Origin of the sequence: Leptospira limi (genome assembly GCF_026151395.1) — a bacterium.
Classification (GTDB): domain Bacteria; phylum Spirochaetota; class Leptospiria; order Leptospirales; family Leptospiraceae; genus Leptospira_A; species Leptospira_A limi.
The window spans coordinates 189,014-203,151 of record NZ_JAMQPV010000001.1; the positions used below are offsets into that span (position 1 = coordinate 189,014).

At 33.2% G+C, this 14,138-nt stretch carries 7 protein-coding genes; 3 read left to right on the forward strand and 4 right to left on the reverse strand.

Annotation, left to right across the window (positions count from 1 at the left end; translation table 11 throughout):
• The first annotated feature begins 39 nt into the window (after positions 1 to 39).
• Positions 40 to 711: a TetR/AcrR family transcriptional regulator gene (locus tag ND812_RS00825; RefSeq protein WP_265373851.1), complete on the forward strand. Its 672-nt coding sequence runs from the start codon at positions 40 to 42 to the stop codon at positions 709 to 711.
• A gap of 1 nt (position 712) precedes the next feature.
• Here ND812_RS00825 and ND812_RS00830 read toward each other — a convergent pair whose 3' ends face one another.
• Genes ND812_RS00830 through ND812_RS00840 form a run of 3 tightly spaced genes read right to left on the reverse strand, consistent with a single transcriptional unit; the run spans position 713 to position 9,577 of the window.
• Positions 713 to 2,320, reverse strand: coding sequence for a sulfatase-like hydrolase/transferase (locus ND812_RS00830; RefSeq protein WP_265373852.1), 1,608 nt, complete (start codon positions 2,318 to 2,320; stop codon positions 713 to 715).
• Position 2,321: 1 nt separating this feature from the next.
• Positions 2,322 to 4,511, reverse strand: coding sequence for a transglycosylase domain-containing protein (locus tag ND812_RS00835; protein WP_265373853.1), 2,190 nt, complete (start codon positions 4,509 to 4,511; stop codon positions 2,322 to 2,324).
• The gene (locus tag ND812_RS00840) at positions 4,508 to 9,577 is read right to left on the reverse strand and encodes an alpha-2-macroglobulin family protein (RefSeq protein ID WP_265373854.1); all 5,070 of its coding nucleotides are present in this window, start codon (positions 9,575 to 9,577) and stop codon (positions 4,508 to 4,510) included. The genes ND812_RS00835 and ND812_RS00840 overlap by 4 nt, the downstream gene beginning before the upstream one ends.
• Before the next feature lie 152 nt (positions 9,578 to 9,729).
• Here ND812_RS00840 and ND812_RS00845 point away from each other — a divergent pair, with 152 nt between their 5' ends.
• Positions 9,730 to 10,158 (forward strand): hypothetical protein, encoded by a 429-nt coding sequence (locus tag ND812_RS00845; protein ID WP_265373855.1) that lies wholly within the window; start codon positions 9,730 to 9,732, stop codon positions 10,156 to 10,158.
• Positions 10,159 to 10,211: 53 nt separating this feature from the next.
• On the forward strand, positions 10,212 to 12,587 hold the full coding sequence (locus ND812_RS00850; protein WP_265373856.1) for a PAS domain-containing hybrid sensor histidine kinase/response regulator: 2,376 nt from the start codon (positions 10,212 to 10,214) through the stop codon (positions 12,585 to 12,587).
• Here ND812_RS00850 and ahpF read toward each other — a convergent pair.
• Positions 12,573 to 14,132, reverse strand: a complete 1,560-nt coding sequence (gene ahpF, locus ND812_RS00855) for an alkyl hydroperoxide reductase subunit F (RefSeq protein ID WP_265373857.1) — start codon at positions 14,130 to 14,132, stop codon at positions 12,573 to 12,575. The genes ND812_RS00850 and ahpF overlap by 15 nt on opposite strands.
• Positions 14,133 to 14,138: the final 6 nt, after the last annotated feature.

Below are 14,138 nucleotides of genomic sequence, written 5' to 3' on the forward strand. Positions count from 1 at the left end.
TTTATAGCATAATTTTTATAAGATTCGTAGTTTGGAAGTATGAGTCGAGTGCAAGTCATAGAACGTTCACCTAAAAAGAGAGCTGTTTTAGAGAAAGATAAACTTTCGAAACGTACTTCGATCATACAAGCTGCTGCATCCCTACTCCAAAAAAAAGATTGGTCTGAACTTTCCATGGATGAAGTTGCAAAACGTGCAAAGATTGCAAAAGGTACTTTGTATTTATATTTTCCAACGAAAGAAGATTTATGCCTTAGGATCCATAGTGCTGATTACGAATCTTGGTTTATGGATTTACATGAGTTTTTAAGTAAGACTCCCAAAATGGATGCGAATATATTTTCGAATTGGTTTGTGAATTCAATGGATCGACATACACGTTTTTTAAAATTACTTCCCATTGTACCGACTATTTTAGAAAAAAACGCGAGTATACAAACCATTCGCGAATTTAAATCCAATTTAAAAACGCAAATCAATTCCGTTTTACCTCTACTCATCCATTACTTTCCTTTTTTTACAGAACAATCAGGGTTTTTATTTTTGATGCAATGCCACGCATTAGCAGTTGGATCTTGGTCACATGGTTTTCCCTCCAACCAAGTGAAAGAAGCTGTAAAGGATTCAGAATTGGAAATTTTTATGCTGGATTATAAAAAATTTTTAGAAATGTCCATCCTAACTTTATTAAAAGGACATTCTGGAATTTAGTTTAGTTTTGCATAAACTCATACATTTTTTTTATCAATTTATCTTTTAATTTTGGATCCAAAATTTTCTTTTGATTTTTTTCATCTAAGTCCATTTCATATAAAATATCTTTATCATTGTGAAATATGTATTTCTTCTGATCGAATACTAACCCTCTTTGGATTTCTGAATTCCAAGTTTTTAAAACTAAATCTAATTTGTATTTGGAACTAAAAAAATTCTGAGAATTTTCCTTGCGGTTCGCCTCTTGTTGTAATAGATCCAATAAAGTTTCTTTATAGTGGATTGATGAACCTAATTTTGGAATGTACAATTCATTAGATTGTATTTTGTACATCAAAAAGGGAACATCTATCTCTTGGTTATACAAAGAATAGTTATGGGCATGAGCACCTCCTTCACCAAAACTTTCACCATGGTCTGCTGTAATGATGAGGAATGTTTCTTTATTAGAATTGGTTTTAATAAAGGAAATCAATTCATCTATTAAATTTATATTTTCCTCTAATGCTTTTGTATGTCGTAAAACTTTTGGTAACGAAACATCTCTATTGGAATAGCTAAAATAAGGACTATGTGTTTGGCTAAGGCCTACCATAATAAATAATGGATGAGAACCAAGATCCAAATGTTTGAATTCTGAAAGCACAACTCGATCATCCATCCCCCAACTGAAATAATCATTTGGAGTACCTAATTTTTTTTCTAATATAGTTTTGTCTTGGACATCCTGAAATACATTGGGAAAAAATAAATTCATACCTTCGAAATAAATTGATTGAGTATAAATCATCTTTGTTTCGTAAAAATATTTTTGCTTTAAAAGAGTTGGTAAACTTTCTCCTTCCATCTGTTTTGTAGATTCAATTCTCGAACTGTTTAGCTGTGACTCTCCTGTCATCCATGTGAATAAACTTTTAGAAGTATGTGGTATTGGAATCAAAAAATGTGAATTTTCTAAGTAAGAAAAATTGATAAATTTTGAATTTACACCTATCAAGTGTTTTCTGGAAACACCCTCAAGTACAATCATTACAATATGAGTATCATTTGGAATATGATTTATAAATTGATTCACCTTTTGTTTTAGATTCTGTTTTTGATGAATGGTGGGCAAAGTTTGAACATACAATTTTGAATGGAACAATAGTAATAAATACACAACAAGTAACAAAAAAGTTGGATTCACACGATACCGCGTGAACACCAAAAAAGGATCAAAAAAAAAGATGAGGATTAAAAAAGGAAAATAATGTACCATTGACCATTCGTGCAAAAATGGAAAAAAATCCTTCCTTAGGAATCCTAAATTTTGAACCGCATACCCAAATAACGAAAAGTTGAATTGTGTTTGGTATACCCATTGGTAGTTTAACACAAGTAATAATGGCACCATAAATACTAAAAGTGTGAAATTTTTTACAAAGAAATTGAATTGAAGTAGTTTCAAAACAATTAGAATGACACCAATTAAAAACAAAATATGGAGGAAAACTCCATGGTAATAAGTCCATCCAGACCAAATTAACTCACCTGGAAAATGGAAACTAAATAGTATCAAATAAAAAAGAATCCATTGGTATTTTTGTGATTTTAAAATATGTTTCAAATTATTTAACTTCAAATTGAACATTTGCCTTTATTTCTGGTCCATCAAATAATTCTAAACTATGTTTTCCTCTTTGAATGCTAACATTTCCTTCCCCTGTTCCTGATAACTTCACTTGTATCGTTTGGTTCCAAATTAGTTTGGGATCTTTTAAGGTCTGATATTCACGGATCCGAATTGGAATATTTTGTTTTTCTCGTTCAAATCCAGGATGGTATAAAAAAACTTGGCTTTGTCCCGGATACACAAATCCTACACCAACTATGGAAGAATCTTTATTATTGTGTAACTCTTCACATGGAAGCAGATTTGTTATTTTTTTTCTAACATTCAAAACAACCGAAGGACAATTGGAATTTGCCAATTTACCTGAAATTTTACAAAATGATCGAACTTCTGTTAGTTTAGGTGCATATTGCTTTTTGTCCTTTTCCTTCATAAGCAATCGAAAAATATTTTGTACAATTCTTCCAGCACCAAAGGAACCTGAAACATCCATTGTTTTTTCGCCAGAAAAATTTCCAACCCAAGCACCTACCACATAGCGATCATTAAATGCAATAGTCCAAGAATTTCTATAATCTTTGGAGGTTCCCGTTTTGACTGAGACCGGAAATGGGTAATTTAAATAACTTCTTTTCCCGAATGCCTTTTGTCTTAGTTTTGAATCATTGAGTATAAATTTAATCTCTTCGGCTGTTTCTTCAGATACCAAAGGATGTGATTCACCGTAAAATATTGATTTTCCATTGATACTCCCAATTTTAATTTTTGGAAGAATTCCACCTAACATAAAAGCACCGTAGACTTGCGAAAGTTGCAATAGACTAGCACCTCCCGTTCCTAAAGCGAGTCCAGGCCCATAAAAACTAGGAGATTGTTTTAAGTTTTCAAATCCCGCTAACTTTAAAAATCGATAAAAATTAGGAACACCAACCAATTGGATGGTAGTAACGGCCGGTATGTTACGAGAATTTGCCAAAGCTTCTGCTAATGTTAAATTTCCCCAATAACGGAGGTCCGCATTTCTCGGAAGGTAGTTTTCTCCTGTTCCCAATGAGTATGAATATTTTTCATCCACTAGAATTGAATTGATAGAATATATATTTTGATCAATTGCTAATGCATATAACAATGGTTTTAATGTACTTCCAGCATCACGAAATGCAATTGTCCCATTTACCATTCCAATTCCATCTTCAAAAAAATTTTTAGATCCAATCATTGCTACAAGTGATAAGGCAGAATTTTGATTTGATTCTTTCTCTAAAATGATTGCCGATGCATTATTTACATTCCATTTTTTTAATACATTTAGTTCTGAATTTACAATAGAATGGATTTCAGCATTTAATTCAGATGAAATAGTTGATACCATTTCTTCCTTTGGATCCAAATGTAAGCTTCTGATCCAATTGAGAAAATGTTGATTTTCACCAGTGAATGAATCATCATAATTTTGCATTTTCTTTTGCAGTTTGGTTTGAACTAGTTCATTTGGATCATTTAGGATTGGTATTGAGAATGGAATTTTGACTCGTAATTGGTTGTATCGAAATTTGATCTCATCTTCGTTCGAAACATTTTTTCGAATTAAAATTGTTAGATAAACTGTTTCATCTAAGGATAAAAATCGTACATTTTTTTCAAAAAGAGTAAGGGAAGCAGAAGGAAATCCAACAGAATTAGAATGGATTGATACTGAATTTAAATAAGCTTCTAAAATTTGTTGTTTTGTTAACCACAATTCAAAACGAAGGGCTTCCAAAACTTCAAATGATTTACGAATGATAATAGGATACGATCGAATATTTGCATGATAAATTCGAACCAGCTGCATCGTGATGGTGGAACCACCACCGCGATTTTGTTTTGTAATGAAAAATGAATATAACGAATTGATTATAGCAAAAGGATCAATCCCATGATGTGAAAAAAATCGTTTATCTTCTGCAATGCAAACAATTTCTGAAACAAATTTTGGATACTCGGTTATTGGAACCCAATCTTGTTTGGACAATGTATGATTTTGAGTTCTACCAATCAATTTACCATCTTTGGATAAAATACGTGTTGTTACTTCTTTTTTAAAATCATCAATTTGGATTGGTCTTAAAACAAACCATATTCCTCCGATGATAGGTATCAGGAAGAATAAGGTTTTGATTCTAAGTATAAAATTCCAAATCACTCCACTTTTACCCGAAGCGAACTTGTATTACCGTAAAACTGTGGATGATACATCAAAAATGTTTTTGATGCTGGCAGTATAGAATTTCCTTTCGCAACAGGTCTCAGAATGTATTTGTATTCCGTCTCTCCTTTGCGTAAAAAATCATCAGAGAATATCACTCGATCATCTCGATACTCAGTGTACTGACCATAACTAGATTCTGTAACATCAGCATCTTCTGCATCGGATGATTTCTCTGTCAAAAAGGATGTATTCACTATCTCAGTATGACTCGGAATTGGATCGATAACGATTACAAATGCTTGGTCTTTTTTACTCAATACTTTGAGTTTGATTAAATAAGTGGAACCTCTTTGTAAGTTTGAAACTTCTTTTAAATTTGGATTTCCATCAGAATCTCTTCCATCAATGCGATACATTGTTTTTTTGATTTCTAATCCATTAAATTTTTCCTGAGTTGTCTCTTTCACAGGAACATACATCAAACGTGTTTGAAAATACAATCTCCCTTCAGCACTTGTTCGTTTAAATGTAATTGGTTTTGTAGAAACAGAATTCCCATCAAATAAACGATCAAATGAAATTTCTTCTTTGAAAATAGAATCAGATGTTGGAGAAAACGATTCGTCGATAATTGTTTTTTCTCCAAAAACAACTTCTCCCTCAGTTTCACTTTTCGTTGCTTCAAATCGATTCCGATATTCAGACAAGGCTAAGGCAATAGTTCCAACACTATGACTGTCAGTCCAAAAACTTCTATTACGATCCATCATGATTGCATTTACGAGTTGGACCATTCTTGGGTTTTTCGAATCAACACGTAAAAGTAATCGTAAATAGTTTCCGAGGACAGAAGAAGTATTGTAATACGAATAATAAAAATATTCGTCAGGATTTTTCTTCATAGGTTTTACGATGAACAATTCTTTATCATATTCTATATAACTTACAAAATCTTCATAAAGTTTTTTGAATGTGGGATCCGAAAGATACGAATCGATCTTATGAAAATCTGCATAGGCAGTTAAGAAAATGCCTCGTGATTTTGGATTTAATTCTTCAAAATGATCTATCAGCGTTTTTTCTAAGGAACTTACATCTTTTTTCTCTTTTACAAAAACAGAATAGATTAAACTTAAAGTTTGGTAAGAATCGATTGAAGTCTCTGTTGGACTTTTAATATAACTTTCTAAAAATTTGATTCCCGATTGGTACGCAATCGAATTTGTTCGTTTGCCTTTTTCCTTTCCTAATTGCATAACAGAAATCACATATGCTGTTAAGTAAGGATACCCACTTCGACCATAACTTTTCCACAATTTAAAACCACCGTTATAAGTTTGAAATTCTGACATTTCATCCAAAAACAATTTTTCAATTTGATTGAAGTCATACGCATCTTTTGAAGGTGCTTTGTATTGGAATTCCCTTAATAATTCACCAGAACTTAACGAAAGTAAGTAAGCAGAAGTCCTTTGTTCCATACAAAAATAGGGATTTGATTCATAAAAATCAAAGGCAGATTTAAGTGCTGTGAGAGCAGTCCCAGAGATACGTATATCCAATGAACCTTTGTTCAATAAAATTGAATCTTTCTTAGGAAACGGAATCGATGTTTTAAATTCAGAATCTGTATAACCTGAAAATTGAACAGACGTAACTGGATCAAACTCTTTGATCGGTAAAGTGACAAGTAAGGAATCTGATAAGTCTGATTTTTTGAATGAAAGAAAAGTCCCTTCATTCTCTGGTTCTACCGAAATTTGATACGTAAGCTGAATGTCTTCATTTGGTTTGTTTTGTTTAAGTTTGATAAATTGTGATTCTGAAATTTGAAAGGTTTTTAAAACTTCTTTTGTTTGTCCGGCATTCAGTTCAATTGAAGTCCACTTTTTCTCATCATTTAAAAACTTTGATTCAATTTTATATTTAAACTTACCATTAACTTTCGTATTGTTAGTGATACTTCCACCTAACTCTAAACTATCACCAACACGTATAAACCTTGCTACCGATTTTTGTAATACTAAATTCTTTTTAACCAAAAATTCAGAATTGGTCACACCATACTTTCCATTAGAAGCAGATGCTACCATTACCCTAAAGGTTGTTAAATTATCAGGAAGAGTAAAATTTAAATTTGCTTCCCCATTTTGATCCGCGATGACAACTGGATTCCAATAAGCGGTAAGTCGAAAATCTTTTCTTGCCCCAGACTCAGAATCAGCAGAAAAACCACCTCCCGAATCTTCGCCATAATCTCCACCAGGGCTGTCTCCCTTATTTGCATATAAATAGTGTTTGATGATCATGGAACGAAGTTCAAATGTTTTGATTACATTGTACCAATATTGATAGAAAATCTGAATTGGTGATTGGAAACTGTATCCAACCAAATCTAATACTCCCCTATCAGCAACTGAAATAGTTAGTTCGGCACCTGGAGTAGTTTTGATAGCTAATTTTACTTGTTCTCTTGGTTGGTATTCAGGTTTATCTGTACTAACCGTAACAGGTGCAATTTTGGTACCCAAATCTACTTTTAAAGTGATCGAGCCAGTTTTTGCCTTGGGAGCACCTAAGTCTTGCTCGTTGAATTCTTTTATATCTTCGCCAGATAATCCTTCTGGAGCACTCAATCTTCCGGAGAGTAATACTACATTTACCTCAACATTGGGAAGATAAATATCTTCTATTGGAATTTCGATCGGAGCACTATTCCCTTTCATTAAAAAGGATTTTTTATAATAAATGGAATCTCTTTCTACTGTGACAATCACACGAGCATTTTGAAGTGGAGACTTGATTAAAATTTTTGCCTTATCTCCTATTTTATATTCATTTTTATCAGAACGTAATTCAATCGAATCGTCTCCTCGGAAGTCCCAAGTGTAATAGGATTCTTTTTGATACGCATAAAAGTCGACTCGCGAAAAAACTTTGTCTTTATTCAGTACTAAAATTGTATAACTTCCAGGATCTTTTGTTCGATAATCAAAATTGACTCCTTCTGATTTCGAAGCAAATCTTTTCACTTCTACAACTTTTTTTGTTAGTTGGTTACTTCTGAAGAAATATTTTCCAATTCCTTGAGATAAAACAGAAGTCCAATCATTATAGATGATGTAAGCTTTTAAATCATCACCAGCGACAGCTTTTCCATTTGCATCTACTGCAATTGTTGTAAACTGAAAAGGTTTGTCTAAAGACTGGTAACGATCTTTACATTTTAATCCAACATAGGTTTCGGATGGTTGGTATGGGATATTAGCCGATTTTGTAACAGTTTTTCCATCTACATCAAAAACTGATGATTCTACAACTAAGTGAAAAGGGTCGGCAATTTCGATTTCTTCTCCATCGGTAACAAATTTACGAGTTAAAGATTTGATAGGTATATCAAGTTTATAATTTCCTTGGTTATCTAATACACCTTCTGATCCAGCTACATAATCTGAATTACCGTCACTATATTCATCTTCATAGTCATACCATGTCTCAGAAAAATCAAAACTTGGAAATTGTTCAAACGAAACAAAACGATTACGTTTTAAAACTGAATAACTTACTTTGGCACCTGCCATAGGAGCGCCAAACATGTATTTACCTTCAACGGTTCCTTTGATATTCTCATTTTTTTTGGCAAGTTTCGCTAACGAAACATTTACCATAAAATTCACTGGTCGAAACTCTTCTACTTGGAAGGTATCATATGTGACGGAATCATTATCACCTTGGATCGAGATGGATACCGAATAATGCCCTAAACCTGCATCATCCGAAACAACATAACTGGAGACAACACCACCTTGTGAAGTAGTTGTTGTATTTTGATTTGAAACTTCTTTACCTTGTGAATCTCTAATTTTTACGTGTACGGATTTAGAAGCAAATGGTACCAATGTTCCATTTTTTCGCTCCGTAAGATAAGCTTTGATTTCCACTCGATCACCAGGTCGGTACAACTTTCGGTCAAAGTATATTTTCCCTTTGACGTGATCATCAGAATTGTATTCGGAATAACCATCAATATGTGTCTGGTTAAAATGTAGAAATGCTTTGTCTCCGGCTGGTTCTTCTGCAATCAAAACAGAATATTCCATTAATTTATTATTTGCAATCGCTGGAACAGTACAATAACCATCTTGGTCTGTTTTACAATTTCCCTTTAAACTCCCTTTGACATATAAACTGATATTTGTATTTGCTACTGGAACTGCATTGGACAATGTATGGATCCAAACATGCAATTTATTAGGATCTTCCTTTGTGGTAATACCCAAATTTGTTGATTGTAAAAAGATACTTTCAATCTTGTAACGTTCTTCATTACTTTCATCAACAACAGTAGCACCTAATTCTAAAGCAAGCCAACCTTTGCTATTCGGTTTGGAACCAAAATAGGAGTCGATGTCCATTCCTTGGTTTCTGTATGAATTAACTTTTTCACCTGATTTCCATGTAGAAGTTTTCCAACTCAATTCTTTATCATAACTATAGTAACCACTTCCTAAACTTGCAATCGCATTGACCAAAATAGGAACTGTAATTGTTGCTGATCTAACTTTAAAATCAGGGACATTGGCAATTGCAATTGGTAACACTTTGTTTAAGTTCGATTCAAATATATTTTCATTGAATAAGGAAAATGAAGGTCTACGAATCATCTTCGGCAAAGTAAAACTAACAGGATTTTCGAGAAAACAATCGTTAGTTGCATAAAATTTAGAAATTGTAATTTGGTATTCGACATTTTCATCGAAATTCCAATGATCTAATGAGAATTCACGACTAATAAAAGATGATCCAAAATTTGATTCAACGGATGGTTTAGGAGTAATGGTAACTGCTTCCACTAAATCCGAAAATTCAGTGTCTTCCGAAACAAAGATTTTATAATCCCATAAATTATCTAAATATTTTAAATCCGTTGTATCTAATTTTACTTCTAAGCGGCAACTACTTGGAAAAATTGTGCGTTTGATGGATTTAAAAACGCCACTAATTGATTGGCATGAAACGAAGAAAAACAACATCAAAAACCATAGAATCAACTTACGCATACAAACTCCAAAAACCGAATGTTCTCTGTTCTACGATTGTTGGTTAAACTTGCCAAGTCTTTCCTGAATGAAAGAGAATTTCTTTCCAATTTTTTTTTCTGTTATCCTGAAATTCGCTATGCTTTCAAAATTATTACTTTGGATTAATGGTGATGTCACTCTTTGCTTACAAAAAACAATACCGATCATTAAATGCGCCGTCTTCCATACCTACCGGAAATTTTCAAATCCAATGGTTAGGTCCAAAATGGTTTCAATGGACTTCCAAAACTGGACTACAATATTTGCATTTTCGAAATTGGTGGGGCAAGTCCTTTCGTGGGAATGAAACGGCAACAAACTTGTTTTTACAATCTGGTGAGACAACATTCCAAGAAAAATTCAGGATGTTGGTATCCTTGGAAAAATCACCAATTGATGGCCAAACTTCTTTATTTTTACGTTATACAAATGAAGCACCATTCCCTTGGCCATTTATTGTGGATGAATTTCGAGTTTTAAGTGATGGTACATTATTAGGTATGAGTTATCCAAAATTTGCGCCATCACTCGCCTTACCTTTTCTCATCCAAAAACAATAGTACAGTTTGTAAAAACACTATCTTTCCCGAATTTTTTTCGTCCCATGGAAAGTATGGCAACTCACCCTTCCCTCGAAATCCAAATATTGTCAGATTTTGAGGATATTGTGTTTTCGATAGGATATCCAAAATTAGAAATTCTTTATACAAGTCCTTCCATTAAGATACTCACAGGTTATGATAGTGAGTATTTTTTAAAAAACAAACAATCGTGGCAAAATTTTATTTATAAGAATGATAGAAACTTAATCAAACACGCGCTAAAATCGATTCGCAAAAATAAGAAATTTCGTCTTAGAATTAGAATTTTAACCAAGGATAATCAAATCAAATACATTGAATGCAGAGGAAGATTAATTCATAATCCATTAAATGATTCGTATCGTATTGATGGAATAGTTACAGATATTTCTGATTTACTTCCGTTACAAAACTTATTCGCAGATGAGTCAGTTGACGCCAAACATCTATTATTCGAAAATAACATCATTTTTAATGGTACTCAAGATTCCATGTTTTTAATTGAATTGATGGAAACTGAACAATTTATCATCCGACGTATCAATTTAGCTTATGAAAAATCAACCGGGATCACACAGACGATGATCCAAGGAAAAACTCCTATTGAACTTTTAGGGGAAGAAGTTGGAAATGTAGTTATCAATAATTTTAAAAGAGCAATCCAAGCTAAAAAAACTATCTCTTACGAAGAGAGTTTTGCGATGCCTGCAGGAAAAAAAATTTGGATCACAGAACTCACACCAGTTGAAGTTGATGGACAATTTAAATATATTGTAGGTGCCAGTAAAGATATTACAGAACAAAAATTAGCTGAAAATGCACTTAAAGAATATAATGAAAGATATTCGCTTATATTAGAGGTTAGCTCCGATGGATGGTTTGACTGGGATCTAATCAATAATACAGTTATTTATTCTAGAAGGTGGTGGTTGGAATTTGGCAATAATGAAAAACCCGAAAATGTTCCAATAGGATATTGGCAAAGTTTGATCCATCCTGACGATGTAGGTTGGGTAAGTGAATTTTTAGAGAATATATTATCCTCACAAAGAGAAACATTTGAATTTACTTTCCAAATGAAAAAACGTAAAGGGAATTACGTTCATGTATTATCTAGATGTTATATCCAAAGAGATGCGTCTGGAAACAAGATACGAATGTTAGGTTCTAATACAGATCTTACAGAAACAAAAAAAATAGAGTATACATTACGTCATGCAAAGGAATTAGCTGAGGCTGCGAATTTAGCGAAGGGTAATTTTTTGGCAAATATGAGTCACGAAATTAGAACTCCGCTAAATGGAATCATTGGTTTTACTGAACTTTTGCTCAATTCTCCACTACAAGAAGAACAAAAAGAATATCTAAAAAATATATTTTTATCAGGAAAAAGTTTATTAGAGTTAGTAAATCAAATTCTTGATTTTTCTAAAATTGACTCTGGCAAAATTGAATTTGAATCCATTAGTACAAATCTGAAGGATTTAGCACAATCAACGGTAGATTTATTTCAAGTTTCGGCAGCTACTAAAGGAATCGCATTACAGTTAAATATCGATGAAAATTTGCCAACCTATCTTGCATTAGATCCATTACGAATACGTCAAATCTTATCTAATTTAATTGGCAATGCTATTAAGTTTACCCATGAAGGTTCCGTGAACGTAACAATCATTCAAAAAGAAAAAATTGGAGAGATTGTAACCATTGAGTTTGAAGTAGCTGATACAGGAATTGGAATCGACATGAATTCTAAATCAAAACTCTTTGACACGTTTTCGCAAGCAGATACATCCATTACAAGAAAGTACGGTGGCACTGGACTTGGATTATCAATTACGAATGAACTATTATTAAAAATGAATTCACAACTCGACATTAAAAGTGAATTAAATGTAGGTAGTAAGTTTAGTTTTACATTGAAATTAGAATCGAAATCCATCGGAGAGACTGCTAAATCTATATTCATTGAAAAACCTTCAACAAACGACGAAATAACCAAAATCCAAAAACCAGAATTTCAGAATGATATCCTAGTTGTAGAAGATAATGAATTGAATCGTAAACTATTATCCAAATTATTACAAAAAAAATACCCTAATGTTAGTTTGCGTTATGCGGTAGATGGAGTAGATGCACTAGAAAAATTTCAAATCAAAAAACCTGATCTTATCATAATGGATTTACAAATGCCAATTATGGACGGATACACTGCCACAATTGAAATTAGAAAATTAGAAAAGGATCAAATCAAAAAAACCCCAATTGTTGCTTTAACAGCAGGGGCGTTTTATTCTGTTAAAGATTCGGCGATGGAATCTGGAATGGATGATTTTTTGACCAAACCAATTTCCGCCGCCTACCTGTATGAAACTGTTGAAAAATGGTTAACTTCAGGCCGCGTGTAAAAGATACTCAAAAGCACTAATTGCTGCTTTTGCACCTTCTCCCATGGCAATGATAATTTGTTTGTAGGGAGTGTTGGTAACATCTCCACAAGCAAATATGCCATCCACATTGGTTTTACATTTTTCATCGACCAAAATTTCTCCAAACCGATTGGTAGCAACTAAATCTTTCACAAAACTACTGTTTGGTACAAGTCCAATTTGGACAAATACACCATCTAAAGGAATTGTAGAAATCTGTTCTGTCGATCGATCTTTGTAGGTTAATCCTGTCACTTTATCTTCGCCAGTTTGGATTTCTGTTGTCTGCGCTTTAATTAGAGTTTTTATATTGGGCGAGCTAGCCACTTTATCTAATAATACTTTGTCTGCGTTTAATTTATCACCAAACTCAACCAAAGTGACAGATTTTACAATCCCACTGAGATCAAGAGCTGCTTCCACTCCAGAGTTACCACCACCAACAACAGCCACATCTTTATCTTTAAAAAATGGACCATCACAATGGGGACAGTATGCAACTCCTTTGCCAACATACTCCTTTTCACCAGGCACATTCAGTTCTCTCCACTTAGCACCTGTTGAAAGGATAACTGTTTTTGTATGGATTTTTTCACCTGTATTCAAATGAATGATTTTGATTTGCCCTGGTTCAATCTTTTGTACTCGTACATTTTCTTTTTTCTTAATCTGATTTTTATCAAGCTGATCAGCTAACACATGAGTTAGTTCTGGACCTGTTGTATAAGGAATAGAAATGATATTTTCTATACCCAATGTATCCTTTACTTGCCCACCCAATCGATCTGCAATGACAAGGGTATTCAATCCTTTTCTTGCTGCGTAAACTGCAGCAGTCACTCCCGATGGGCCACCGCCAATTACGGTAACATCATAAATTTGTTTTGGACTTTCCATTTCCTCGTTCGAATCAATTGCGGAAGGAACGGAATATAATTCCAAAAGTTTATCAAAGATAACAGATGCTTCTGCTTTTCCACTTAGGAACCGTTCCCCATTTAAGTAAACAGCAGGTACTCCTTGGATATTCCTTTCTTTTACCAAGTCTGGATACATCGCGCCATCAATCATATTGTGAGAAATGTTAGAGTTCACCAAGGCAAAACTATTTAAGGTTTGCACAACCTCTGGACAATTATGACAATCTAGAGATATAAAGGTTTCAAATCGAAATTCACCATTTAACTTCGAAACGGCGGACAAAATCCCTTCTTCTAATTTGATCGGATTTCCACCTGATTGTAGGATCGCTAGAATAAAAGATGTGAATTCGTAGCCCATTGGGATTCCAGAAAAATGGATTCCTGTTGGGTTACCGTTCGACAATATGGAAAACCGGAGTCCATCAGACAAATCATTTGAGTTTTCAAGTTTTATAAGTGGACTCAATGACAAAATATCATTTAGAAAACTAACAAGTTCTTCTCTTTTTTCATGTTCACCAGAATACAATTGAATTGTTATCGGGTTTTTAATTCTTTCAAAATATTGTTTTACTTGTTGTTTTGTTGATTCATCTAACATAACTTC